The sequence below is a fragment of the Microbulbifer maximicatervae (SeqCode) genome, assembly GCF_052467955.1.
On the sequence record NZ_CP174329.1, the window covers coordinates 1,724,293 to 1,749,186 of the forward strand.

Here is a 24,894-nt window from a genome sequence, read left to right on the forward strand (position 1 = left end):
CGCTTACCACTGCAGTGCGCCGCCGGTTTGGTATTCGATAACGCGGGTTTCAAAGAAGTTTTTCTCTTTGCGCAGGTCCATAATTTCAGACATCCACGGGAATGGGTTCTGAGCGCCAGGGAACTGCTCTTTCAGGCCCAGCTGGCTAAGGCGGCGGTTGGCGATAAACTGGAGGTACTCCTCCATCATATTCGCATTCATGCCGAGTACGCCGCGGGGCATAGTGTCGCGGGCATAGGCTACTTCAAGCTCCATACCCTCGAGAATCATCTGGGTGACTTCCTGCTGGAATTCCGCTGTCCACAAGTGTGGGTTTTCCAGCTTAATCTGGTTGATGACGTCGATGCCGAAGTTCAGGTGCATAGACTCGTCGCGCAGGATGTACTGGAACTGCTCGGCAACACCGGTCATTTTGTTGCGGCGACCCATGGACAGAATCTGGCTGAAGCCACAATAGAAGAAGATACCTTCAGTGACAGCGTAGAAGGCGATCAGGTTGCGCAGCAGCTCCTGGTCGGATTCAACGGTGCCGGTTTTGAAGTTGGGATCACCGATGGCCTGGGTGTGGGACAGGCTCCAGGCCGCTTTTTTGGCAACCGCTGGCACTTCGCGGTACATATTGAAGACTTCACCTTCGTCCATACCTAGGGACTCTACACAGTACTGGTAGGCGTGGGTGTGAATGGCTTCTTCAAAAGACTGACGCAGCAGGTACTGGCGGCACTCAGGGTTGGTGATATGGCGGTAGATCGCCAATACCAGGTTGTTAGCAACCAGGGAGTCTGCGGTGGAGAAATAGCCCAGGGAGTACTCCACGATGCGACGCTCGTCCTCGGTCAGACCGTTGGGGTCTTTCCACATGGATACGTCTTTGTTCATGTTGATTTCCTGGGGCATCCAGTGGTTGGCGCAGCCGTCCAGGTATTTTTGCCAGGCCCAGTCGTATTTAAAGGGAACCAACTGATTGAGGTCAGCGCGGCAATTAATAATGCGCTTTTCATCCACCTGAATGCGGGCCGCACCCATTTCCAGTTCTTCCAGGCCGGGAGCCGGGTCCATATTAGCAACTGCGGCACGTGCGGCATCAACGGCAGTGGAGCCGCTTTGGGCCGCAGGCGACGCCGGAGCGGCTGTGTAGGAAGCGCTGGGCTCCTGCACGGATTTTGCCTGGGCCTCCGGCGTCGGTCGCGGTTCGGTTGCTTTTTCAGGTTGTTGGGGCTTGGTGTCGATGTCGTCCCAGCTCAGCATAGTTGGCCCTTTTGATCGGTCTCACTATCGAAAGTTCGATAAAAAAATTCTTAAATCTTCCTGGTGTATTACCCACTAATTGTGTGCAACCAGGGATGACATACCGGTGATATTTTTTACCGGTAATAATTCATTACAGGCTCGTATTTTTAACTCGCCTGGGCACAGAAAATCCTGTGCCAGATCAATTTTTGCTGCGCTTTTGTGCATTTATTTGCACTGAATTTTCGCTGGCAATTGCACTGGGTTTTCTCGGGAAAATAAGCCGCAGCCGATCCCCGGTCCCTATGGTATTACCCACTATTAAAATAATGGGTGGACCGGGGTCGCTGCGCATGGTCATGCCCGCACTTGCGGTTACGACGCTCTCCCCCGAGAGTCAGTGCAGCCCCTATAAAAAGGGGCTTAAATTTTACTGGCAGGCCTCGCAATCCGGGTCGTCCAGTGAGCAGGCCTGAGGCACTGCGGCCGGTGCGGGTGCAGCTTGCTCGGCAGGTGCTGCCGCAGCCATTCCGTTGCTACCGCCGTGTGCACTTACCGCGTTCAGGGTGCCGCTATTTACCGTAGATTTCTCTGTGGTAGTGGCAGCCAGTGCGCGCAGGTAGTAAGTGGTTTTCAGGCCGCGGAACCAAGCCATGCGATAGGTCAGGTCCAGCTTCTTGCCGTCGGCGCCGGCAATATACAGGTTCAGGGACTGGGCCTGGTCGATCCACTTCTGGCGACGGCTGGCAGCGTCCACGATCCAGCGCGGCTCCACTTCAAACGCGGTGCGGTATTTTGCTTTCAGGTCTTCCGGTACGCGATCGATTTTCTGTACAGAACCTTCATAGTATTTCAGGTCGTTAACCATGACCTGATCCCACAGGCCGCGATCTTTCAGATCGTGTACCAGGTAGGGGTTTACTACGGTGAATTCGCCGGACAGGTTCGATTTCACATACAGGTTTTGGTAGGTCGGTTCGATCGACTGGGAAACTCCGGTGATATTGGCAATGGTCGCAGTAGGAGCGATCGCCATCACGTTGGAGTTGCGCATACCTTGGGCTTTTACTTTCTCGCGCAGGCCGTCCCAGTCCAGAGTGGAGCTGGTGTCCTGTTCGATAAACTGCTGGCCGCGCTGCTCGGCCAGGATCTGGATGGAATCCAGTGGCAGAACACCTTTGCTCCACAGGGAGCCTTCGTAGGTCTGGTACTTGCCGCGCTCGGCAGCCAGGTCGCTGGAAGCGGAGATGGCTTCGAAGCTGATCGCTTCCATGGTGTTGTCGGCAAAGGCGACGGCTTCGTCGCTGGCGTAGGCGATGCCGGCCTTGTACAGCGCGTCCTGGAAGCCCATCAGGCCCATGCCCACAGGGCGGTGACGCATGTTGGACTGACGTGCACTTTCAACTGCGTAGTAGTTGATGTCGATAACATTATCGAGCATACGCACCGCAGTTTTTACGGTATTGGCCAGCTTGGTGCGGTCGAGTTCACCGTTCTCACCAATGTGTTGAGCCAGGTTGACGGAGCCCAGGTTACACACGGCGATTTCGTCGTCGGCCTTGGTGTTGAGAGTGATCTCGGTGCACAGGTTGGAGCTGTGAACCACACCGGCGTGTTGCTGAGGGCTGCGCAGGTTGCAGCTGTCTTTAAAGGTGATCCAGGGGTGGCCAGTTTCGAACAGCATGCCCAGCATCTTGCGCCACAGGTCTAGTGCGCGGATCTTCTTGAACAGACGCAGCTTGCCTTCGGCAGCCAGTTGCTCGTAGTGGTTGTAGCGCTCTTCGAATGCGGTGCCGAACAGGTCGTGCAGGTCCGGGCAATCGGCGGGGGAGAACAGGGTCCACTCTTTGTCTTCGAACACGCGCTTCATAAACAGGTCGGGGACCCAATTGGCGGTGTTCATATCGTGGGTGCGTCGGCGGTCGTCACCAGTATTTTTGCGCAGCTCGAGGAATTCCTCGATATCTAGGTGCCAGGTTTCCAGGTAGGCACAGACAGCGCCTTTGCGCTTACCGCCCTGGTTGACGGCCACTGCGGTGTCATTGGCCACTTTCAGGAAGGGCACAACACCTTGGGACTTGCCGTTGGTGCCTTTGATATAGGAACCCAGGGAGCGCACCGGTGTCCAGTCATTGCCGAGACCGCCTGCCCACTTGGACAGCATGGCGTTATCGCGGATCGCGCCGTAAATGCCGTGCAGGTCGTCTGGTACCGTGGTCAGGTAGCAGGAGGACAGCTGCGGGCGCAGGGTGCCGGCGTTGAACAGGGTCGGGGTGGAACTCATGTAGTCGAAAGAGCTCAACAGGTTGTAGAACTCTACCGCGCGCTCGTTTTTGTTCTCTTCATTAATGCTGAGGCCCATGGCGACACGCATAAAGAAGATCTGCGGCAGCTCGAAACGAATATCGTCGCTGTGCAGGAAGTAGCGGTCGTACAGAGTTTGCAGGCCCAGATAAGTGAACTGGTGATCGCGCTCGCCTTTTAGAGCTTCGCCGAGTTTTTCCAGGTCGAAGGTGGCCAGCGCAGGGTCCAGCAGGTCCAGCTCGATACCCTTTTTCACGTAAGTGGGCAGGGTAGAGGCGTACAGCTTTTCCATCTCGTGCTGGGTGGCGCGCTCGGCAACACCGAGGAAGCGCAGAGCTTCGGAGCGCAGCTTGTCCAGCAGCAGGCTGGCGGTAGCGAAGGTGTAATTGGGCTCCTGCTCAACCAAGGTGCGCGCAGTGATTACCAGCGCGGTATTGATATCGTTTTCGGAAACACCGTCGTACAGGTTTTTCAGGGCTTCGTTAAGAATTGCCGCGCTGTCGACATCTTTCAGGCCTTCACAGGCTTCTTTGACAACGGTGCGCAGGCGCTCCATATCCAGAGGTGCAAGGCCGCCATCGTCCTGCTTTACACGGATGCTGGGGTGGGCATCGACGGCTTGCTCGGCAATTTGAGCGGTTTTTTCTTTCTCTGCGCGCAGGCGGGCGTGTTCTTCGCGGTAGAGTACGTAGTCGCGGGCAACCTTTTGTTCACCGGCGCGCATCAGGGCCAGTTCTACCTGGTCCTGGATCTCTTCAATGTGGATAGTGCCGCCAGAGGGCATGCGGCGTTTGAAAGTGGCACTGATCTGGCTGACCAGTTCTTCAACTTGCTCGTGGACACGGCTGGAAGCAGCGGCGGTGCCGCCTTCAACAGCGAGGAAGGCTTTAGTGACGGCGACGGCAATTTTGCTGTCGTCGTAGGGTACAACGGTGCCATTGCGCTTGATTACGCGGATCTGGCCCGGTGCAGTAGCGGCCAGAGTCGTGCCGCCAGTCGCCTGGTCGCTGGAGGTGCCTGATTTTTCCGCAGGCACGGCTTGAGAGCGCCCTGTCTCTGTGTGCATGTAAATCTCCGAAAGGTTTGTTCTGTTGTCTGTCCGCGTGCGTTCAAAAGAACGGCGGCCACATGACTGTGTGGCATGGCGGAGCGTGTCCTTCGCTTTGCCAGTGTTTATCCACAGCTGTGGACACTGGAAACAGGCGGCTTGTCACCGGCTATCTGAAAAGGTTTGCCAGCTGCTGCCTGTGGCGGAAATTCCATTCCGCCCGCTTACCTCTGATTCTGCTTTGAAAAAAGCAGCGCCTGACGCCCACCGCCAAAAAGTGTGGTGGTGCGCCGGAATTTGCCCCACATAATGGGGGTGCTCTTAAGCCTCTACCCCAATATATAGGGGGTCGGCCTCGAGTGCGCTACAAGATAATGCGGTAGGCGGGTCAGTTCAAGGCGAATAACTATGTAGTTGTTTGTGGATAAATTGTGGGTAGAGGTGCTGAGTCAGTAGCCACTTTCGCGGCAGAGCCCGCCAGCCCTGGGCTGCAAAGGAGTGGGTGCCGGGAAAGAACGCTGGGTACAGTGTCTTACAATTTTTTTTAATAGCTAGAGCGCTGTAAATTAACAACGGCAATAACCATTTGCAGATGGCTGCTCTTTGAGCAAAGTGGTACTCAATTGCTCAATTTACTGACGCTTATTTAATTCTGACATCTTGGCTGGCTGTAAATTAGTCGTTGGCGCCGATTGCTAAATTTAGCGATCTCTTGGATTTTTTGTCGCCAATCGCATCTTTTATACGTTGTCGGGAGGAGAGGCGCAGGGGAGTGAGTACTGGTAGCAGGGTACAACCGCAGGAGTGGCTGTACCCTTTTAGGGTTTATCGACTGTGGTCTTGGAGGAATTCCATCAGGGCTTTTTGCGCGTGAAGGCGGTTTTCAGCCTCATCCCATACCACCGAGATGTTGCCATCCTCTAAAAGTTCGGCGCTCACCTCCTCTCCACGGTGGGCGGGCAAGCAGTGCATAAAGATGGCATCGCTATTGGCGTGGCTCATCAGCTCGTGGTCCACGAGGAAGTTCTCAAAGGCTTTCAGGCGGATCTGTTGTTCAGTTTCCTGTCCCATGGAAGCCCACACATCGGTGGCCACCCAATCGGCCCCTTTAACAGCCTCCACCGGGTCGTGTACTACGGTGACCCGATCACTTGCCGAAGCGAGGATATTGGCGTTGGGTTCGTAGCCGGGCGGGCAGGCTATGCGAAGCTCAAAATTGCACAGGCGGGCAGCATTAATATAGGAGTGGCACATATTGTTGCCATCGCCGACCCAGGCGACCACCTTGCCCTCAGGGCTGCCGCGGTGCTCCACAAAGGTTTGGATATCTGCGAGTAGCTGGCAGGGATGGTAGCTGTCGGAGAGGGCATTAATCACCGGTACCTTTGAATATTCTGAGAAGCGCTCCAGTACCTGGTGGCCAAAGGTGCGAATCATCACCATATCCACCATGCTGGAAATTACTCGGGCGCTGTCTTCAACGGGCTCCCCGCGGCCTAACTGAGTATCGCGGGGAGATAGGAAGAGGGCGCTGCCTCCCATCTGTGCCATACCGGCCTCAAATGAAACGCGGGTACGAGTAGAGGATTTTTCAAAAATCATCCCCAGCACTTTGCCGCGAAAAAGGTCAGTATTTATTCCTTGAGTGCGCAGTGTTTTGAGTTCGATCGCGCGCTCAATAATTTGCTTGAGCTCTTCCGAAGACAAGTCTGTCAGGGTGAGAAAATGTCTGATCGCCATAAGCTGTTCTCCTTTTTTTGCATCAGACTGCTTGCAGTGCAAACTGGTGAATCAGTGAGCTGACATCGTTTGCCAATTGATGGCACTCGTCGTCGCTGAGTGTGAGTGGGGGGAGCAGGCGCACTACATTGCCGGCGGTAACATTTATCAGCAATCCGCGCTCGCGGGCTATGTCCACCAGTTTGGCACAGGGCTGCTGCAATTCTATTCCGATCATCAGCCCCAAGCCCCGCACCTCTTTGACCTGGTCGCAATCGGATAACTGCTGTTTGAGTTGGTGCTGCAGGCGTTGCCCCAATGCCTCGGCGCGCTCTAACAGCCATTCACTTTCCAGCGTATCGATCACTGCCAGTGCGGCACTGCAGGCTAGAGGGTTGCCTCCAAAAGTGGAGCCGTGGGTGCCCGCAGAAAATAATTGTGCGGCAACTCCCCTGGCCAGGCAGGCTCCGATGGGGACACCGTTACCCAGTCCTTTGGCAGTGGTCACCACGTCGGGCAATATGTCCGCATGCTGGTAGGCAAACATTTTGCCGCTGCGGCCGTTTCCGGTTTGCACTTCATCCAGCATCAGGAGCCAGTTATGTTGATCGCAGATTTCGCGCAATTGCCCCAGGTAGTTGGAAGTGGGCACGCGTACACCGCCCTCTCCCTGAACCGGCTCAACCAGCACTGCGACAATATCGTTGCGCTCACCTGCGAGCTTTTCGATGGCTGCGGTATCGTTAAACGGCACACGTAAAAAACCCTCGGGCAGAGGGCCGAAGCCCTCTTGGATTTTTTCATTGCCGGTTGCTGTCAGGGTAGCCAAGGTGCGGCCGTGGAAAGCGCTTTCCATTACCAGGATTTGAGGGGTTTCAATGTTGCGGCTATTGCCTAGCCGCCGCGCTAATTTAATCGCTGCTTCATTGGCCTCAGCTCCAGAGTTGGAGAAAAACACATTGTCCATACCGGATAGCTGTACCAGCTTGTCTGCCAGTTTCTCCTGTGCAGGGATATTGTAGAGATTGGATACGTGTAACAAGGTCCGAATCTGCTCGTGCAGGGCCAGGGTTACTTTGGGGTGGCAGTGGCCAAGGCCGCAGACGGCGATTCCAGAGATTGCATCCAGGTATCGTTGGCCCTGATCATCCCATACATAATTGCCTTCACCCCGCACCAGTGTGAGGGTTCGATCGCCATAGTTTTGCATGAGTGTCGGGGTGGCCACCGGGGCATCTCCTTAAATATTGACTATTTGGACTATCTGTTTCCCGCAGAAAATTCTGTTTAAGCTTTCTAATCTGCACTTTATATTGATTGGGGCAATGGTAACACAACCTTTATAAGCTGTGTGCTATCTGGCTGGCTGAATTTTCAACATGGTATCCGGTGTTGCAGATCTGCGGTTTTTGCTTTCATCGAGGGGATGGTGTACTTATTGCCGGCCCCACTGGGGTACAATGGATGCCGGCGCGCTATACCAGATGATGGTATGGTGCCTGTAAACTTACTTTTTGCTTCGACCACCTGAGGTTTTTCACGCTTATGGATACACTGGAGAACATCAAGCAGCAGATCGCTGATAACACCATTCTGCTTTATATGAAAGGTAGCCCTAATGCCCCCCAGTGCGGCTTTTCCATGCGGGCCTCCCAGGCGATGATGGCTTGCGGTAAGCGCTTTGCCTACGTTGATATTCTGGCTAACCCGGACATCCGCGCTGAGCTGCCTAAGTATGCGAACTGGCCGACCTTCCCCCAGCTGTGGGTTAAGGGCGAGCTGATCGGTGGCTGTGACATCATTATGGAAATGCATGAGAACGGTGAGCTGAAAACCTTGATTGATGAGGCATCAGCGGAGAGCGAAGGCGAGGATTAATTTCCGCTTTTGCTCCAATATGTCTGCTGCTATAGATGGTAGGCATACTGTAGAAACAAAAAAACCGTAGCGGAAGCTGCGGTTTTTTTATGCCTGTGAGAGGACTTAAACTACTTGCCAGAGTGGCCGGCTGCAGTTTCCATTTGAGTTTGCAGGTAGTTTTGAATGCCAACTTTGTCGATCAGCTCCAGCTGGGTTTCCAGCCAATCTACATGCTCTTCCTCAGACTCGAGGATTTTCTCCAGCAATTCACGACTGCCGTAATCCCGAACGGACTCGCAATAGGCGATGGCTTCACGCAAGTCGGGAATGGCCTTGGATTCAATTTTCAGGTCGCACTTGAGCATCTCTTCGGTATTTTCGCCGATCAGAAGTTTGCCCAGGTGCTGCAGGTTGGGAATACCTTCGAGGAAAAGAATGCGCTCGATCAGCCAATCGGCGTGCTTCATTTCATCAATGGATTCGTGATATTCCTGTTTGCCCAGCTCTTTTAAACCCCAATTGTCGTACATGCGGGCGTGTAGGAAATACTGGTTAATAGCTACCAGTTCATTACCCAGTACTTTATTTAAATGCTCAATTACCTTGGGGTCGCCTTTCATAGCCTGTGCTCCTGAAGCCCTGCCAACTCAATAAGGTTTGCAGAGAGTTCCTATTTGTTAGTCGCTAGAGATTAGTTGATATTTTTAGTTACTAAAGTTTATTAGTCACTAAAGTCTGCGGCTGCCTGATTTACCTAATTTTATTTTAGGATTTCAGCTGCAATCGGGGCCGAGTTTGCGTTGCGATTTGCGGCAAGTCAAGAAAAAGTTTTTCTTGCGGAATGCAGGAAAAACAAGGGTTTTAACGCAAATTTAGCCGAAAATAGCAACGAAAATAATTATCATTTAGGTTGTGTGAGCAATACAACAATAAGTCATTTATTTCGAATATTAACCCTTGTTATTGGTGGGTTGTGCATTTTAGTTGAGGTTAATGTTTTCATGTTTGGTATTAATAATGCTTCTTATTTATATATACGGGTGAAGCGCTTGCAGTTATAAGTTGAGCCAAAACCTTTTCTAGTATTCGAATGGCGCTTGAATAATTAATTTTTTCTAAATTAAATGATCCCACCTTTTGATAGTTTGCCATCTGACCGACTCATTGAATGGTTACCTGGAATATAAAAGCGATTGAGTTGATATTTTGTCGATGGACTAATGCCCTGAATTGATGTTGACCACTGTCGAATATCACGTGGATTACGAAGGGGTTAACAAAGCGGTGTCTGAATAAATCCGTAATATTTTCGGGCTCCTGAAGTCAGCAGATTTTAGGTGCCTCGCTGCGAGTGCCTTGTCTAACAGGGCCGACCCTACAGGCTTTCATAGCGATTTACGCTCTGTGCTGTAAAAACCAAAAATATCACGGAGTTGTTTAGAGGCTTTCTAAAACAGATTTTCTCAATATCCAACTTTTCCGATCCAAGGGGTATTGCAGTGAGGCCGGAGGGGTCAGTAAATCGGAGGGCTAGAGTTTGGCGAGCATTTAAAGCCGGGAGACGCGTTTGCAGGTTGAGATTTATAGCTGCCCAAGGTTGGCCGATATGTGTTCAGGTTGAGAGCGGAGATAAAGACAGTGGAGGCACGCTAGTTCGACTTGGATGGGAGTCTTATACAGGTTTTTAAGGTTTTACGAAGAGCTGGAGGGCTGGGTAGATAAAAGTGGTAGAGGCCACCAGAGGAGGGTGGCCATATTGGACGGTCAGCTGGAGGAGTAGAAGAGGCCGTTGTTGGCAGAGGACACCATCCCACCGCTCATGGTCTCGTCGATGATCTCCTTGGTCTGCTCGGCACAGCGTCCACATTGAGAAGAAACGCCCAGCTGGCGTCTCAACGCCTTCACCGAAGTGGAGCCATCATAGATCGCCTCTTTAATCTGGCGGTCAGTTATGCCCTTACAAATACATACATACATGGCGGTGGCTCTGTTCAACTCTTACTCAATAGTAGTCAGGTAGGAATCCTATTGCAATTGAGAATGAGTGTCAATAAGATTCCGGAATGGTCGCATTTTACCCTCTTTGTTTGCTATTTGTACATTTTTGCGGGTAGGTCATCCTATTTTGGGTGTTAGTTCACGCATAGCCGTTCTGCTATCAGCCTGATTTAAAAAATTTATGGGCCTGAAATAAGTGGGTGTGTATCATAGCGGCCCACTATTAATTCCCATTCGATTTATAGCTGTTGCTCATAAATTGAACACTCTACGTATCATCAACAACCCATCATTGGATTGAGGAGGTTTTCATGGCAGTTCTGGTAGGCAAGCCGGCTCCGGATTTCACCGCTGCAGCGGTATTGGGTAACGGCGAGATCGTCGATACTTTTAACCTGAAAGAAGCAATCAAAGGTAAGAAGGCTGTAGTTTTCTTCTACCCGCTGGACTTCACCTTCGTATGTCCTTCTGAGCTGATCGCTTTCGACCACCGTTTCGCTGAGTTTGAAAAGCGCGGTGTTGAGGTAATCGGTGTATCCATCGATTCCCAGTTCTCTCACAACGCATGGCGTAATACCTCCGTCAACGACGGTGGTATCGGCCCGGTTAAGTACACTCTGGTTGCAGACGTTAAGCACGAAATCTGCCAGGCGTACGACGTAGAAGCTGACGCTGGTGTTGCTTTCCGCGGTTCCTTCCTGATCGACGAAGAAGGCACTGTACGTCACCAAGTAGTTAACGATCTGCCGCTGGGCCGTAACGTTGACGAAATGCTGCGCATGGTTGACGCTCTGGCGTTCCACCAGGAGCACGGTGAAGTTTGCCCCGCCGGCTGGCAGGAAGGCGACAAAGGTATGAACGCTTCTCCGGAAGGCGTAGCGGCTTACCTGAGCGAGAACGCTGAGAAGCTGTAAGACGCTTTTTGCGCTGGGGTCTCCGGGCCCCAAAAGAAGAACCGCCGCAAGGCGGTTTTTTTGTTTGTACAAGCCTTGTTGCGCTGATCTGCGCTGATTGGCATGGCCGTCCCCGCGCTCGAGAAAAGTGCAGACTAGAATTCAGCGGTCAGTCCTGCGTGGCGCCTAAATAGAGTTTTTGCCCGCTGGCTGCTAGTCTTATCTGCAACTACCGGATTGCTTTGGCGGCTCGATTTGCTTATGAGACCTGCAATTCTTTCAAATATCGTCTACGTCATGCGCGCCTCTATGGCACGTTTTTTCCTCTTCCTGGTGATTCTGGGGAGTCTGTCCCTGCCTGCGCAAGCGGCTGATATAGACGACAGGGCCAAACAGTTTGGCCGATACTTCAAACAGATGATGGCGGGTAAATCTATACCCGGCGGCGCCTATGTCATCGTGGATGGCAACCGGGTGGTCGCGATGGACACCTATGGCGTCAGGGTCCGGGGTAAATCCGGCAAGGTGGATCAGGACACGGTGTTCCGTCTGGCCTCGGTATCCAAGACCTTCGCCGCCAGTATGGCCACTATGTTGGAGCATGAAGATCGCTTCAAATGGGATGACAAGGTGGTCAACTATGTGCCGGACCTGAGCTTTAAGACGCCCTCGCTGTCTCGCCAGCTTCAGGTGGAGCACTTGCTCAGCCATTCCTCGGGCCTGACCCCCAACGCCTACGACAACTACCTTGAGGACAACAAGCCTCTCAGCAAGATATTGCCTAAGTTTGCCAATATCGATCCGCGCTGCACGCCGGGAAAATGCTACGGCTACCAGAATGTGTTGTTCAGCCTGATTGAGGATGTGATTTTTGAGGCGACCGGGGTTTCCTTTGCAAGCCAGCTGAAAAAGCGAATTTTTGTCCCGCTGAAAATGCAGAACGCATCGGTCGGCTGGGAGAGCTTTATGGCCTCCGACAACCGTGCGGCACCCCATATCCAGACAGGCAGTGGCTGGCGCCCGGTAAAAGTGGAGAAGGAATACTACTTTGCTGCACCGGCGGCGGGAGTGAATGCCAGTATCTCCGATATGGCCCAGTGGCTGAAAGCCCAGATGGGCTACTACCCGAAGGTACTGTCACCGGAAGTGATCGCCGATATGACCACTGAGCGAGTCGCTACCCAGCGTCATATGCGCCATCGTATCTGGAGAGATTACCTGTCTCATGCGGGCTACGGCTTGGGCTGGCGCCTCTACACCATCGGTGATGACCGCATTATTTATCACGGCGGTTGGGTTGCGGGCTTCCGCGCGGCGGTGGCCTACTCGGAAAAGTTGAAAGTGGGTATTGCCATCCTGATGAATGCGGAGTCCCGAGTGATCTCAGATCTCACAGCCAATTTCGTGATCGATATTACTGGCAAAGGCAATCTCGCTACCGCTCAAACCAGTGGAGATCGCTGATCTCCACTGGTAAGTGATTGTCCCTCCCCCCTTGAAACCTGCTGGCTGATCCCAATATTTGCTCCCTGTTCCGATTGACGTTTACGGGGAGACCGAATAGATGACCGTTGAGGCCCAAAAAGAGAGCCATGGATTCCAGACGGAAGCCAAGCAGCTACTGCACCTGATGATCCACTCGCTCTACTCCAATAAGGAGATTTTCCTGCGCGAGCTGGTATCCAACGCTTCTGATGCCGCCGACAAGCTGCGTTTTGAATCGCTGTCCAAGCCCGAATTACTTGGCGAAGATGCAGACCTGCGTATTCGTATCGAGTTTGACAAGGAAGAGGGCACACTCACCATTACCGATAATGGTATTGGTATGAGCCGCGATGAAGTTATCGAAAACCTCGGTACTATCGCCCGCTCCGGCACCTCTGCATTTATGCAGCAGCTGACCGGAGACCAGAAAAAAGATGCGCACCTGATCGGCCAGTTCGGTGTGGGCTTTTACTCCGCCTTTATCGTCGCTGACAAAGTGGACGTATTCACTCGTCGCGCCGGTTTGAATTCCGACCAGGGTGTGCACTGGGAGTGTCACGGTGAAGCGGAATACTCCGTAGAGACCGTTGAGTGGCCTCAGCGCGGTACCCGGGTGGTTCTGCACCTGAAAGAAGAAGCGAAAGAGTTTGCCGATAACTGGCGCCTGCGTTCCATCATTAAAAAGTACTCCGATCACATCGCCATTCCGGTGGAAATGCTGAAAGAGGAAATGCCGGCGGCGGAAGAGGGCGAAGAGCCGAAAGAAGAAAAGGCGCCTGAGTTTGAAGCAGTAAACGCTGCCCAGGCCCTGTGGACTCGTCCCCGCTCCGATGTGAAATCTGAGGAGTACAAGGAGTTCTACAAGCATATCTCCCACGATTTCGACGATCCCTTAACCTGGAGCCACAACCGCGTAGAGGGTAAACAGGATTACACCAGCCTGCTTTACATCCCTGCGCGCGCACCGTTTGATCTGTACCAGCGCGATGCCGCTCGCGGCCTCAAGCTGTATGTGCAGCGCACTTTTATCATGGACGATGCGGAGCAGTTCCTGCCGCTGTACTTGCGTTTCGTGAAAGGTGTTCTGGACTCTAACGATCTGCCGCTGAACGTATCCCGTGAAATCCTGCAAAAAGATCGCAATACTGATGCGATCAAGAGCGCGCTGACCAAGCGTGTTCTGGATATGCTGGATAAATTGGCGAAGAAAGATGGCGATGAATACCAGAAGTTCTGGGATCTGTTCGGCAATGTATTGAAGGAAGGTCCGGCTGAAGATTTCTCCAACAAAGAGAAAATTGCCAAGCTGCTGCGCTTCGCCAGCACCCATACCGATACCGAGAAGCAGGATCAATCCCTGGAAGACTATGTGGGTCGCATGAAGGATGGCCAAAAGGCGATCTACTACGTGTGTGCCGACAACTTCGCTACGGCCAAGTCCAGCCCCTACCTGGAAGTATTCCGCAAGAAGGGTATCGAAGTGCTGCTGCTCACCGATCAGGTGGACGAGTGGTTCGTGGGCCATATGAACGAGTTCGACGGCAAGCAGTTCCAAGACGTGGCCAAAGGTGCGCTGGATCTGGGTGAAGCCGAGAGCGATGAGGACAAGGCTGAGCGCGAAAAAGTTGAGCAGGAGTCCGGTGCCCTGGTTGAGCGGGTACAGGAAGTTCTGGAAGGTCGCGTTGACTCCGTACGCGCAACCACTCGCCTGGTGGACTCCCCAGCGTGTCTGGTGGTGAGCGAACAGGATATGGGCCCGCAAATGCGCCGCATCCTGGAACAGGCCGGCCAGGCCCTGCCAGATGCCAAGCCGATCTTTGAAATCAATCCGTCCCACCCACTGGTAAAGCGTCTGGACCAGGAGGCGGATGAAGATCGTTTTGCGGACCTCACCAATATCCTGATGGACCAAGCTAATCTGGCTGCCGGTAACCAGTTGGCAGATCCGGCGGATTATGTGCGCCGTTTGAACACGCTGCTGCTGGAAATGCACGGCTAAGTCAGCGCTATTGATTGGTGCTAAGCGATGGCCAGCGGAGTTGTTTTAGACTTTGCTGGTCCCAGAAGCGGCCCCTGCCTGATCGAACGGTGTTTTATCGGTTGGTCAAGGCAGAGGGCCGTTTTTGCTATTTACTGTGCCGTTTCGCACAATTGGCAGAAGTTTAAAACAAATTGACCCCATTGGGCTCAGCGGGTCATGCCTCTATAATCCGCAAGTCTTATAAGAAGCTTTATCGGTGTGACAATGCAAAAAGAAACTTCCAACCCCCTCGCTATTGCCGTATTGGGCGGCGGCAGTTTCGGAACCGCGATTGCTAACATTGTGGCGGGCAACGGCCACGACACCCGCCAGTGGATGCGCAATGCGGAGACGGCGGCTGAGTGTCGCGACACTCGAGAAAACCATAAATACCTGCCCGGCGTGCCGCTGCACCCGGAATTACAACTTACCAGCGACCTGGAGCAAGCGGTCGATGGTTGCAGTATCGTTTTTGTTGCGATACCCAGTAAGTCCTTTCGCGAGGTGGTAAAAAAAGTAGCCCCGTTGTTGGCGCCGGGCACCATGCTGATCTCCACCACTAAGGGAATCGAGCATGACAACTTCCACTTAATGAGCGATATCCTGCGCGAGGAAACCACCGACATGCGTGTCGGGGTCTTGAGCGGACCAAATTTTGCAAAAGAAATTGTTGCGGGGCACTACACTGCAACGGTGGTGGCCAGTGAAGACGAGGCACTTTGTAAAGCGATTCAATCGGCACTGCACTCGGAGACTTTCCGGGTTTATTCCAGTAGCGATGTGTTTGGAGTAGAGCTTGCCGGTGCGCTAAAAAATATCTACGCGATCATCACTGGTATGGCTGCGGCGCTGGAGCGCGGGCAAAATACCATCAGTTTATTGATCACCCGCTCTCTGGCAGAAATGATGCGTTTTGCCGAAGCGATGGGTGCTGATCCCATGACGTTTATTGGTCTTGCCGGTGTTGGCGACTTGATTTTGACCTGTTCCTCAGACCTCAGCCGAAATTACCGGGTGGGGTATATGGTCGGTAAAGGCAAGCCGCTCGATCAGGCTGTCGCAGAAATCGGTCAGGTGGCCGAAGGTGTGAATACGGTTCGTCTGATTAAACAGAAAGCTGACGAAATGGGTGTCTACATGCCCTTGGTTTCCGCGATTCACGCCATATTATTTGAACAGCGGCCGATTCCTGAGGTAATTCGCAATTTGATGTCGGGCGCACAAACTTTTGATGTGGCCTACTCGGCCAAGCCTTAAATGGAAGCCTCATATGAAAAATGACGATCTAAAGCGCAATCTTACTTCCGGCAACCAGTGGGTGCGCCTTATCTATATGGTGCTGTTTGCAGTGTGCCTTCAGGTTGCCGCGTGGTTACTGATGGCGGTAGTGATACTGCAATTCCTGTTTTCGATTATCAGCGGGAAATCCAACGATAATCTGCGTCGCTTTGGCGATCAGCTCGCCTCCTATGTTTACCAGGCGATCCAGTTCCTGATCTACAACTCCGACGAAAAACCTTTCCCGTTTGCCGAGTGGCCTGAATCTGAAGTAGAGGATTTGTCCGGTTACGAGGGCGCCGAAGATGTTTCTGCAGAAGTGGTTTCTACGGAAGTAAAGCGTGAAAAGGAAAAGGCTGAAGACGAAGCCGAGGATGCCATTATCCTGGGTAGCTCCGAGCCTGAGAGCAGCGAAAAGCCCGAGCTGGTTGAGGAAAGTGCCGACGACGCCGACAAACCTGTCGACAAGAACTGATCGCTTTTCCTATCGCTAATTTATCCGGTGCCTTATCCGTGGGCACCGGATAAATATCCGCTGCCCTCCCTACGAATATTCCCGCAGATATCAACAAAGTCACAACCTACCCTTGAGGAAGCCCCATGCAGCTGTTTATTTTGCGTCACGGTAAAGCCGAGCCCATGCTCGCCAATGATGCAGAGAGAGCCCTGACAGAGCGCGGGCGCAGGCAGGTTGCACAGGTTTGTAAAAAGCGCGCCGAGGAACTGGCGGCGGTAAAGGCAATTTGGGCCAGCCCATTTGTACGCACCCAGGAAACCGCTGAGATTGCTGCTGCTCAACTGGGATTGCCCGTTATTACCGAACCGCTGCTGATCGGCAATACCCACCCACAGCAACTGCTCGACCATTTGCAAACCCAGGATACCTTTCCGCTTCTGCTGGTTAGCCACCAGCCTTTGGTGGGCAGCCTGCTCAATGGCCTCTGTGGCAGCGTTAATGAACACCCGATGGGCACTTCCAGCCTCGCCTGTGTCAGTGCGGATGTATGGGCTAATGGCTGCGCTGACCTGGAGTGGTTGCAGCACGCAGAGTAATTTTTCCGGTCGTGTCTGCCAGTAAATCCCTATTGCGCTGATCACAACTGTCATTGCGGATGTTGTTGGTGGGCCGCACCATTTCACCACCTGTTTTAGTCACTATCCGGTGGATATCACTTTGGCGATAAATCAAATCACTCCCCGTGAAATCACCCTTGAGTTTGATCACAAGTCGATTGCTGCACGTCAGTGGGGCGACCCGGAGGGAGAGCCGGTAATTGCTCTTCACGGCTGGTTGGATAACTGTGCCACCTTCAGTCGGCTGGCTCCCCTGCTGAGCGGAATTAACCTGGTAGCGATAGATATGCCGGGCCACGGACGCAGCTATCACCGCTCACTCGATGCCAACTACAACATCTGGGAAGAGGCGGAAGATATTTTGGGGGCGGTGCACGCGCTCGGCTGGCGCAAGTTCTCCATTGTGGCGCACTCCCGAGGTGCTATCGCTGGGGTGATAACCGCTGGTGCTTTTCCCGATCGGGTAAAGCGCCTGGCACTGATCGATGGCCTGGTACCTCCCTCCACCGAAGATGAAAAAGCTCCGGAGAACCTGGCCAAGGCCATTGCCCAGAGAGCCCGTTACGGCACGCGCAAGCTGCGGGTTTACGGTACCTTCGAAGAGGCGGTCGAAGCGCGCAAAAATGGCATGTTTCCGCTAACTGAGTGGGCTGCGCAGGTATTGACCGAGCGGGGCACCCGGGAAGTGGAGGGTGGCTATATGTGGAGTAATGACCCCCGGCTGATGGCGGCTTCCACGGCCAAGCTCAATGAGCCACAGATTAAAGCTTACTTATCCCGATTGAAGATGCCGGTGCAGCTGGTTCTCGCTGAAGACGGTATTGCAGATATGCTCAAGCGCCTGCGCCCTGTACTGCAAGAGTTTCCGGGTATTGAGGCGCGTGAAATTCCAGGAAGCCACCACTTACACCTGGAGGAGAGTGGTGCCCGGGCGATTGCAGAGTGGTTTGGGCCTTTCTTGCGCGGTGAAACCGCTTAGAAGGGAACCCGTTTGGAATAGCAGCTGGCATCCATCTCCCGCACCTCTACCGAGACTGCGGGAACTCCCTCGGCAAATTGGCACAGGCTGTTAAAAACAGCCGAGCTCAATGCCTCCCTTTCCCGCGTAGAGCGCCCTTCAAGCAAGCGGATCTCTGCGTGGATAAAGCTGTTGCCATTGTCCCCAGCAATAAACTGATCGTAGGACTTGGCGCGAGTCTTGATATTGTGGGAGGCGAACAAACCGGAACGGTGCATCGCCTCCTGAGCCGAGCTGACCAGTGCAGCGACAGAAATCTTCTCTTCCAGATTTTTCGCATACTCTATGATCAGGTGAGGCATAGCGGTCACTCCTCGGTCAAAGCGGCCCTGGCGGCCGCTGGGTACCTGTGGCGTTTACTGGCGCAGCAGGGAGAGGAACTCGTTGCGGGTGGCCTGGTTGCTGCGGAAAGTACCGAGCATAGCCGAAGTCTTCATCACAGAGTTCTGTTTTTCCACACCGCGCATCATCATGCACATGTGCTTGGCTTCGATGATCACGCCGACACCGGCAGCACCGGTAACGTTTTGCAGGGTCTCGGCGATCTCTACGGTCAGCTGCTCCTGGATCTGCAGGCGGCGCGCAAACATATCCACAATGCGTGCTACCTTGGACAGGCCAACGACCTTGCCATTGGGAATATAGGCTACGTGGGCGCGGCCGATAAACGGCAGCAGGTGGTGCTCACACAGGGAGTAGAGTTCGATATCCTTAACCAGCACCATTTCGCTGCAGTCGGACGGGAAGAGCGCGTCGTTGACTACATCTTCCACGGTCTGTTTATAGCCGCGTGTCAGGTATTCCATGGCTTTGGCGGCGCGCTCCGGGGTGTCTTTGAGCCCAGGGCGTTGCGGATCTTCGCCGATTGCTTCAATAATTCGCGCGTAATGTTCGTTCATGCTGCTCTTTCCAACATCTCAGCCCGAAGGGCGGGTGCGCTACCCTAAGCGTTTGTAACCCGAGAGTAAAGATCCACGCGGCCCCAGGGGCCTGTTAGCTGTTATTTGACGACCACTGACGAAGGCTATTTTGTTAGCAGGGCGGAGCGAAGTTGGGCGGAAAAATAGCTTAGGGCCTTTAGGTAGCCGCTGTAAAATGGCCACTTAACCTTACTCGTCGCTTATTTGGTGTGAGCAAACTACACTCCCCGGGCATTGATTGGCCCCTCTGCAGCAACAACAGAGGACACCCGCTAGTGACAGTGGGCCCCGACGAGATACAAAGCACTTAAGGATAGATTGATGATAGAAAGGCGTGAAACAAGCCTCCACGAACTGACCACGGTTTTGGACTATATCCGCTGGGGGACCAGCCGATTCAATGAGGCCGACCTCTACTACGGCCATGGCACCGACAACGCCTGGGACGAGGCCGTTTTACTGGTAACCCACGCCTTGCATCTCCCGCCTTACAGTAAGCCAGAGATACTCCAGGCCCGTTTGACCATGGAGGAGCGCCGCGACGTACTCACTATCCTGGAGCGGCGCTTTAGCGAGCGGGTACCGGCGGCGTACCTGACCAAGGAAGCGCACTTCTGCGATATGACATTTTATGTGGACGAGCGGGTACTGGTACCCCGTTCACCGATTGGCGAGATGATTCGCCACAACTTCCAGCCTTGGCTCAATGTTGAGCCCCTGGCGATTCTGGACCTCTGTTGTGGTAGCGGCTGTATCGGTATCGCCTGCGCCGAGGCCTTCCCGGAAGCGCGTGTCGATGTGAGCGATATTTCCGAGGACGCGATCGAAGTTGCACAGATCAATATCAATCGTCACGAGTTGAATGAACGCGTGCGCGCAGTGCAGTCGGACCTATTTTCTGGCCTGCACGGTATGAGTTACGAGTTGATCGTGTGCAACCCGCCCTATGTCGATGCCCGCGATCTGGCCGAAATGCCCAAGGAATACCACGCTGAGCCGGATATAGCCCTGGGCTCTGGCGATGACGGTCTCGATTTTACCCGTCGCTTGCTGCGCGAGGCTGCCAACCACTTACAGCCCGATGGCCTGCTGATCTGCGAAGTGGGTAATAGCTGGGAAGCCCTGGAAAAAGCCTTCCCGGAGGTGCCGTTTATGTGGCCCGAGTTTGAGGATGGTGGCCACGGTGTTTTTGCCATCAGCCGGGAAGAACTACTCGCCTATCAACCCTACTTCGAAAAGGAATAATTCCTTTTGCCTCCCCGGCAATCTCGGTTGCCGGGTTATGGGTACAAGCCCGGTTCTGCGGACACTTGTGCTTTTTGCCCCAGTCTGCGCACTGGGGCGGGCAGATCATTTATAATGCGCGCCCCTATTATGGGCCATCTTGTTTTACCACCTACTAGCTGGAAAAGTCGTCTATGTCGGGCAATACCTTTGGCAAGTTGTTTTGTGTCACCACCTTTGGCGAAAGCCACGGCCCCGCGCTCGGCTGTATCGTCGATGGATGCCCGCCGGGTCTGGAGATTAGTGAAGAAGAAATTCAGCGAGAGCTGGACCGCCGCAAGCCGGGCACTTCCCGCTATACCACCCAGCGCCGCGAACCCGACCAGGTAAAAATCCTTTCCGGTGTTTTCGAGGGAAAAACCACCGGCACGCCCATTGGGCTGTTGATTGAAAATACCGACCAGCGCTCCAAGGACTACAGCAATATCGCTGAACAGGTAAGGCCAGCCCATGCCGATTTCACCTATTGGCAAAAATACGGCATCCGCGACTACCGTGGGGGTGGCCGATCCTCCGCCCGTGAAACTGCCATGCGGGTTGCCGCCGGGGCCATCGCCAAAAAATGGCTGAAACAAAAATACGGCATTGAAGTGCGCGGTTATCTCTCGCAATTGGGCCCGATTAAAGTACAAAAACTGGATTGGGATCAGGTAGAACAAAACCCCTTCTTTTGCCCGGATGCCGATCGGGTCCCCGACATGGAGACCTATATGCAGGAGCTGATCAAAGAGGGGAACTCCATCGGTGCGCGTATCTCAGTACACGCCAGCGGCGTCCCAGCCGGACTGGGTGAACCTATTTTTGATCGCCTGGATGCAGATCTGGCCCACGGCTTAATGAGTATTAACGCGGTAAAAGGCGTGGAAATTGGAGCTGGCTTTGACAGCGTGGAGCAGAAGGGCACTGAGCACCGAGATGAAATCACTCCAGAAGAGGGGTTCCTGTCGAATAATGCTGGGGGTGTCTTGGGTGGTATTTCCAGTGGCCAGGACGTCATTGCCCATATCGCCCTGAAGCCGACTTCCAGTTTGCGCATTCCCGGCCGCAGCGTTGACCGCTCCGGCAATCCCATTGAAGTCGTTACCAAAGGCCGCCACGACCCCTGTGTTGGTATTCGAGCAACGCCTATCGCCGAAGCCATGATGGCCCTGGTTCTGATCGATCACGCACTGCGCCACCGCGCGCAAAACGGAGATGTAACACCGGGATAATTCGATCGGCTTTTTTCTATTGGATACCGGCGAAAGCCCGGTATCCAATCTCTTCGCTACTAAGATGCAGCCAATAAGCCAAGCCCCTGGGCTTCCCCCACCTTGCTCCCAACAAAATAGTTAGCTCCAGCCTCCTCAATTTTATTAATGTTGCGCAGTCGGTCTGAAGGGCTTAAAACGCCTTTATTTCCCCGATTTACGACATGGGTATAAATTTCAGTAGTACTAACATCCGAATGCCCTAGCAGTTCCTGAATCGTGCGCAGGTCATAACCCGCTTCGAGCAAGTGAGTCGCAAAGCTATGGCGAAATGCATGGCAACGAGCCGGTTTGTTGACTCCCGCTAGCTTGACAGCTATACGAACCTGGCGCGCTAAAGTTGACGCGTGCATATGGTGCCTTCTGTTTTCACCGGAGCGAGGACATTGGCCGATGGTGCTGGAAGGGAAAAGGTATTGCCAAGCCAGTTGTCGGCTTGCACTTGGATACTTTCGTTCCAAAGCGTTAGGTAAATAAACCGAACCAAAACCAGCCAAAAGATCTTGTTGGTGTAATAGGGAAACAGACTCCACCTGCCTATGTAGCTGCACAATTAACCCATTAGGTAATATCGTAGTGCGATCCTTATCCCCCTTACCACCTCGAACAAAAATATTATTGCTGTCGAAGTCTATATCCTTTATACGCAAAGAAAGCAGTTCGGCGCTGCGAAGGCCGCTACCGTACATTAGCTCAACCTGTAATCTGTAGGTGCCTTCAAGGTGATCCAAAATTGCTGATATTTCTCTACGGCTATAAACCACGGGCAAGTACTTTTGTTGTTTTGCCAGTTTAAAGTCCAGAGCCTGAATATCCCTACCTAAGAATCTCTTGTACAGATATATCAAAGCGTTCAGAGCTATTCGCTGTGTATTTGCTGAGCAAAGGCCCTGAACTGCAAGGTGAGAGAGAAACGTCTCAATCTCAACAGCTCCCATATCGTTAGGGTGCTTCTTTTTATTGAAATGAATGAAGCGTTTAATCCAATGGGTGTAAGTTTGCTCTGTTCGGTACGATAGTCCCTGCTTTCGAATATGAAATCGCAGATTGTCCATAAATCGTTCAGGCTTACCTGGGATTTTGTGGCGAATGTCGTCCATGATATTGCCCTTAGACTGTTTTTATATACAGTATTTGCTCTTTTGTCCTGCTGTCAATATCAGAATTCAAGAGAAGCTTCTCCTATTTCTGGAGGTGACGATCTATCTCTTTGATTTTTATAGGGTTGGTAATGTTATAAAGAGCAGAAAAAGCAGGTAGATATATAGCGCCTGCTATATATCTACCTGTTGAGAAATATGCCAAAGTTCTTAACTTTTTGATATTATTGGGTTTTTTAGGTTATCTTGAAAGAAGTGAGTAGAATTATATAGAAGGGTGATATAAAGACGCTTCTTTTGAATTAACTGTTATGAGTATTGAGATTTAAAGCATGGAGACAGTCACTTGCTATAGGCCAACCGGCGAAAAAGAGTTAGAACTGGTTAAGGAATCAGGCTATAAGAAATGGCCACCTCGTTTGCCAGAACAGCCAATTTTTTATCCGGTTACAAATGAAGAGTATGCCATTGCCTTAACACAGTGGAATATCACCGATTTCGGTGCAGGTTACGTAACCAAATTTGAGGTAGTTAAGTCCTTCATGGAAAAATACCCCATAAAATGCGTGGGTGCTAAGTCACATACCGAATGGTGGGTGCCGGCTGAAGATCTGGAAGATCTTAATAAAAATATTGTTGGGAAAATCGAGGTGATAGGTGAGTACCGAAGCTCATAACAAGTCAATTAACTACGCGCCTTCGGCGCCCGACAGCTTACACGCCGCTTCGCTATGTTTCAGCTGCGGGTTATTGAGGCGTTATTGGTCACTCGCTCCAGTTTTGCGGGGGTTCAATAAAGGATAGCAGGTAATTATTAGTTTGCTGTATAAAAAAACAGTATTGGCGGGAAAGCCCATAGTCAACGGTTCGACCTTCATGTAAGCTTCGAAGCTTCAGCGACGCTCGCATAACGAAGTTAATGCGGACGGCGCAGCCGCTTCGAAGCAAGGCCGCGAACCTAGTGCTGCTAGTTTCTCTCTCCGAATCGTGGTAGAAAACAAAAGAAAGATATTTGTAGTGAATTTGTACACAGTGCCACGAGCAACAAATAACAACCCGATTATGCGGAAACCTAAAAGTTGTCATTCCCTTTGCTTGCGCAAAGGCACTGCCAACTTTCTTAACGGTTCCGCATATCTATTTTCGTTAAGCACCAAGAATTTACGGATCAATAATGAAGCCTAATGAAGCCTAATGAAGCCTAATGAAAGATGGGAAAGAATTCGATCTAAAGGATCGTTTCATTTTGCTTTAACTAGAGGTGTGCTTGGGGGCGGTTGTTTTCTATTTGTTAACGGATTTCTATCGAGGCAGATAATCAATAATCAATCCATTCTCACTATGGATACATTATGGTCATTAATAGGTAGTTTGGCTTTTGGGTATCTTTTGGCTGGTGTAATCTGGTCTATTAATGAGTCAAGGTACAATGGCCCCAGAGCTTAACAAGCGGCTGCATTTCGTTCCGGCCTGCGGCCTCCACCGGACTCGCTTCGCTCGCCGATGAGCCGGGCGTTATTGGTCACTCGCTCCAGTTTTGCGGGGGTTCAATAAAGGATAGCAGGTAATTATTAGTTTGCTGTATAAAAAAACAGTATTGGCGGGAAAGCCCATAGTCAACGGTTCGACCTTCATGTAAGCTTCGAAGCTTCAGCGACGCTCGCATAACGAAGTTAATGCGGACGGCGCAGCCGCTTCGAAGCAAGGCCGCGAACCTAGTGCTGCTAGTTTCTCTCTCCGAATCGTGGTAGAAAACAAAAGAAAGATATTTGTAGTGAATTTGTACACAGTGCCACGAGCAACAAATAACAACCCGATTATGCGGAAACCTAAAAGTTGTCATTCCCTTTGCTTGCGCAAAGGCACTGCCAACTTTCTTAACGGTTCCGCATATCTATTTTCGTTATGTTCTGTTTAGTGAGTATAAAAAATGAAAAAATGGATTATATTTATGGCGTGGGCGACTCTAGCCTCTATCGCTCTCGGAATAGCGTTTTTAGGTGGTAGTTATGCATACACTCACTTTCAAGAATTTATTAGTTTATACAAGCACGCCACTGAATCTTCTCCAGGCATGAAAAGGGAATTTCCATTTTTTCTTCTTGAATACTTGGCGTATATTTTGATCTCAGCGTGGTGCGTATATATTTCAAGCCTGATAGCCAAGCTGGCCCACACCAGAGCTATTGAGTCAGTAACCAAGAAGACATGACAAGACGCTGCACCAAGAATGGCGGGCAGAGTGCAGGTAGGTAGTGCTGATCGCGCCAGCCATAACTAGGCTAGGCAGGATCGCCCATCCCCTTCGGGGCTGGGCTGGACGACCTACGCTCCGCTCCGGCCGCCCCTGCTAGCAGCGTTAAATGCTCACAAGAACTATGAAACACGAACTTTGGATAGAAGATGAAAATTC

Annotated in this window: 21 protein-coding genes; 12 read left to right on the forward strand and 9 right to left on the reverse strand. The window is 52.3% G+C overall.

Going from position 1 to position 24,894, the window contains the following annotated elements:
- Positions 1–3: 3 nt before the first annotated feature.
- The 4 genes from ACJJI5_RS07280 to ACJJI5_RS07295 form a co-directional block, all read right to left on the reverse strand.
- Entirely contained in the window at positions 4–1,248 is a 1,245-nt protein-coding gene (locus ACJJI5_RS07280) for a ribonucleotide-diphosphate reductase subunit beta (protein ID WP_108734126.1), read from the reverse strand.
- A 412-nt stretch (positions 1,249–1,660) separates the two neighbouring features.
- Positions 1,661–4,600, reverse strand: a complete 2,940-nt coding sequence (locus ACJJI5_RS07285; protein ID WP_445355883.1) for a ribonucleoside-diphosphate reductase subunit alpha — start codon at positions 4,598–4,600, stop codon at positions 1,661–1,663.
- A gap of 807 nt (positions 4,601–5,407) precedes the next feature.
- Positions 5,408–6,322 carry an ornithine carbamoyltransferase gene (argF, locus tag ACJJI5_RS07290; RefSeq protein WP_282933786.1) on the reverse strand — a complete coding sequence of 305 codons (915 nt, stop codon included), beginning with the start codon at positions 6,320–6,322 and terminating at the stop codon, positions 5,408–5,410.
- Between the two features lie 22 nt (positions 6,323–6,344).
- Complete coding sequence (locus ACJJI5_RS07295) at positions 6,345–7,529, reverse strand: acetylornithine transaminase (RefSeq protein ID WP_445355884.1); 1,185 nt, start codon at positions 7,527–7,529, stop codon at positions 6,345–6,347.
- Between the two features lie 317 nt (positions 7,530–7,846).
- On the opposite strand from ACJJI5_RS07295, the gene grxD reads away from it, so the two are divergent.
- The gene (gene grxD, locus ACJJI5_RS07300) at positions 7,847–8,179 is read left to right on the forward strand and encodes a Grx4 family monothiol glutaredoxin (RefSeq protein ID WP_282933784.1); all 333 of its coding nucleotides are present in this window, start codon (positions 7,847–7,849) and stop codon (positions 8,177–8,179) included.
- 110 nt (positions 8,180–8,289) lie between these two features.
- Here the strand turns inward: grxD and bfr are convergent, their stop codons facing one another.
- Positions 8,290–8,781 (reverse strand): bacterioferritin, encoded by a 492-nt coding sequence (bfr, locus tag ACJJI5_RS07305; RefSeq protein WP_020412720.1) that lies wholly within the window; start codon positions 8,779–8,781, stop codon positions 8,290–8,292.
- Positions 8,782–9,925: 1,144 nt separating this feature from the next.
- Positions 9,926–10,156, reverse strand: coding sequence for a bacterioferritin-associated ferredoxin (locus ACJJI5_RS07310; protein WP_445355885.1), 231 nt, complete (start codon positions 10,154–10,156; stop codon positions 9,926–9,928).
- A 314-nt stretch (positions 10,157–10,470) separates the two neighbouring features.
- Between ACJJI5_RS07310 and ACJJI5_RS07315 the strand changes: the two genes are divergently transcribed.
- From ACJJI5_RS07315 to ACJJI5_RS07345, 7 genes are all read left to right on the forward strand, one after another.
- A complete protein-coding gene (locus ACJJI5_RS07315) occupies positions 10,471–11,073 on the forward strand; it encodes a peroxiredoxin (protein ID WP_444896448.1) in 603 nt (200 codons plus the stop codon).
- Between the two features lie 240 nt (positions 11,074–11,313).
- A complete protein-coding gene (locus ACJJI5_RS07320; RefSeq protein WP_413662955.1) occupies positions 11,314–12,516 on the forward strand; it encodes a serine hydrolase domain-containing protein in 1,203 nt (400 codons plus the stop codon).
- 100 nt (positions 12,517–12,616) lie between these two features.
- Complete coding sequence (gene htpG, locus ACJJI5_RS07325; protein ID WP_445355886.1) at positions 12,617–14,536, forward strand: molecular chaperone HtpG; 1,920 nt, start codon at positions 12,617–12,619, stop codon at positions 14,534–14,536.
- A gap of 246 nt (positions 14,537–14,782) precedes the next feature.
- Positions 14,783–15,814, forward strand: coding sequence for an NAD(P)H-dependent glycerol-3-phosphate dehydrogenase (locus ACJJI5_RS07330; protein WP_413662953.1), 1,032 nt, complete (start codon positions 14,783–14,785; stop codon positions 15,812–15,814).
- 13 nt (positions 15,815–15,827) lie between these two features.
- Positions 15,828–16,310, forward strand: a complete 483-nt coding sequence (locus ACJJI5_RS07335) for a DUF4389 domain-containing protein (RefSeq protein ID WP_413662952.1) — start codon at positions 15,828–15,830, stop codon at positions 16,308–16,310.
- Between the two features lie 125 nt (positions 16,311–16,435).
- Positions 16,436–16,888, forward strand: coding sequence for a phosphohistidine phosphatase SixA (gene sixA / locus ACJJI5_RS07340; protein WP_413662951.1), 453 nt, complete (start codon positions 16,436–16,438; stop codon positions 16,886–16,888).
- Between the two features lie 121 nt (positions 16,889–17,009).
- Positions 17,010–17,888, forward strand: coding sequence for an alpha/beta fold hydrolase (locus ACJJI5_RS07345; RefSeq protein WP_413662950.1), 879 nt, complete (start codon positions 17,010–17,012; stop codon positions 17,886–17,888).
- On the opposite strand, the gene ACJJI5_RS07350 is transcribed toward ACJJI5_RS07345, so the two are convergent.
- Entirely contained in the window at positions 17,885–18,229 is a 345-nt protein-coding gene (locus tag ACJJI5_RS07350; protein ID WP_282933776.1) for a 5-carboxymethyl-2-hydroxymuconate Delta-isomerase, read from the reverse strand. The two genes, ACJJI5_RS07345 and ACJJI5_RS07350, sit on opposite strands and share 4 nt — an antisense overlap.
- Positions 18,230–18,283: 54 nt before the next feature.
- Positions 18,284–18,826: a GTP cyclohydrolase I FolE gene (folE, locus tag ACJJI5_RS07355; RefSeq protein WP_282933775.1), complete on the reverse strand. Its 543-nt coding sequence runs from the start codon at positions 18,824–18,826 to the stop codon at positions 18,284–18,286.
- A 342-nt stretch (positions 18,827–19,168) separates the two neighbouring features.
- On the opposite strand from folE, the gene prmB reads away from it, so the two are divergent.
- The gene (gene prmB / locus ACJJI5_RS07360) at positions 19,169–20,092 is read left to right on the forward strand and encodes a 50S ribosomal protein L3 N(5)-glutamine methyltransferase (RefSeq protein WP_444907556.1); all 924 of its coding nucleotides are present in this window, start codon (positions 19,169–19,171) and stop codon (positions 20,090–20,092) included.
- Positions 20,093–20,265: 173 nt separating this feature from the next.
- Positions 20,266–21,342 carry a chorismate synthase gene (aroC, locus tag ACJJI5_RS07365; protein WP_444917914.1) on the forward strand — a complete coding sequence of 359 codons (1,077 nt, stop codon included), beginning with the start codon at positions 20,266–20,268 and terminating at the stop codon, positions 21,340–21,342.
- A gap of 59 nt (positions 21,343–21,401) precedes the next feature.
- Here aroC and ACJJI5_RS07370 read toward each other — a convergent pair whose 3' ends face one another.
- Positions 21,402–22,481: an integron integrase gene (locus ACJJI5_RS07370; protein WP_445355887.1), complete on the reverse strand. Its 1,080-nt coding sequence runs from the start codon at positions 22,479–22,481 to the stop codon at positions 21,402–21,404.
- A 332-nt stretch (positions 22,482–22,813) separates the two neighbouring features.
- On the opposite strand from ACJJI5_RS07370, the gene ACJJI5_RS07375 reads away from it, so the two are divergent.
- Both ACJJI5_RS07375 and ACJJI5_RS07380 read left to right on the forward strand, forming a co-directional pair.
- Positions 22,814–23,158, forward strand: a complete 345-nt coding sequence (locus ACJJI5_RS07375) for a hypothetical protein (protein ID WP_020411209.1) — start codon at positions 22,814–22,816, stop codon at positions 23,156–23,158.
- Between the two features lie 1,253 nt (positions 23,159–24,411).
- Positions 24,412–24,693, forward strand: coding sequence for a hypothetical protein (locus ACJJI5_RS07380; RefSeq protein WP_444933911.1), 282 nt, complete (start codon positions 24,412–24,414; stop codon positions 24,691–24,693).
- Positions 24,694–24,894: the final 201 nt, after the last annotated feature.

Bases quoted from the DNA above. Each gene is read 5' to 3' on its own strand.
- ACJJI5_RS07280 (WP_108734126.1), bottom strand. From the start codon at position 1,248: ATGCTGAGCTGGGACGACATCGACACCAAGCCCCAACAACCTGAAAAA.
- ACJJI5_RS07285 (WP_445355883.1), bottom strand. From the start codon at position 4,600: ATGCACACAGAGACAGGGCGCTCTCAAGCCGTGCCTGCGGAAAAATCA.
- argF (WP_282933786.1), bottom strand. From the start codon at position 6,322: ATGGCGATCAGACATTTTCTCACCCTGACAGACTTGTCTTCGGAAGAG.
- grxD (WP_282933784.1), top strand. From the start codon at position 7,847: ATGGATACACTGGAGAACATCAAGCAGCAGATCGCTGATAACACCATT.
- bfr (WP_020412720.1), bottom strand. From the start codon at position 8,781: ATGAAAGGCGACCCCAAGGTAATTGAGCATTTAAATAAAGTACTGGGT.
- ACJJI5_RS07315 (WP_444896448.1), top strand. From the start codon at position 10,471: ATGGCAGTTCTGGTAGGCAAGCCGGCTCCGGATTTCACCGCTGCAGCG.
- ACJJI5_RS07320 (WP_413662955.1), top strand. From the start codon at position 11,314: ATGAGACCTGCAATTCTTTCAAATATCGTCTACGTCATGCGCGCCTCT.
- htpG (WP_445355886.1), top strand. From the start codon at position 12,617: ATGACCGTTGAGGCCCAAAAAGAGAGCCATGGATTCCAGACGGAAGCC.
- ACJJI5_RS07330 (WP_413662953.1), top strand. From the start codon at position 14,783: ATGCAAAAAGAAACTTCCAACCCCCTCGCTATTGCCGTATTGGGCGGC.
- ACJJI5_RS07335 (WP_413662952.1), top strand. From the start codon at position 15,828: ATGAAAAATGACGATCTAAAGCGCAATCTTACTTCCGGCAACCAGTGG.
- sixA (WP_413662951.1), top strand. From the start codon at position 16,436: ATGCAGCTGTTTATTTTGCGTCACGGTAAAGCCGAGCCCATGCTCGCC.
- ACJJI5_RS07350 (WP_282933776.1), bottom strand. From the start codon at position 18,229: ATGCCTCACCTGATCATAGAGTATGCGAAAAATCTGGAAGAGAAGATT.
- folE (WP_282933775.1), bottom strand. From the start codon at position 18,826: ATGAACGAACATTACGCGCGAATTATTGAAGCAATCGGCGAAGATCCG.
- prmB (WP_444907556.1), top strand. From the start codon at position 19,169: ATGATAGAAAGGCGTGAAACAAGCCTCCACGAACTGACCACGGTTTTG.
- aroC (WP_444917914.1), top strand. From the start codon at position 20,266: ATGTCGGGCAATACCTTTGGCAAGTTGTTTTGTGTCACCACCTTTGGC.
- ACJJI5_RS07370 (WP_445355887.1), bottom strand. From the start codon at position 22,481: ATGGACGACATTCGCCACAAAATCCCAGGTAAGCCTGAACGATTTATG.
- ACJJI5_RS07375 (WP_020411209.1), top strand. From the start codon at position 22,814: ATGGAGACAGTCACTTGCTATAGGCCAACCGGCGAAAAAGAGTTAGAA.
- ACJJI5_RS07380 (WP_444933911.1), top strand. From the start codon at position 24,412: ATGAAAAAATGGATTATATTTATGGCGTGGGCGACTCTAGCCTCTATC.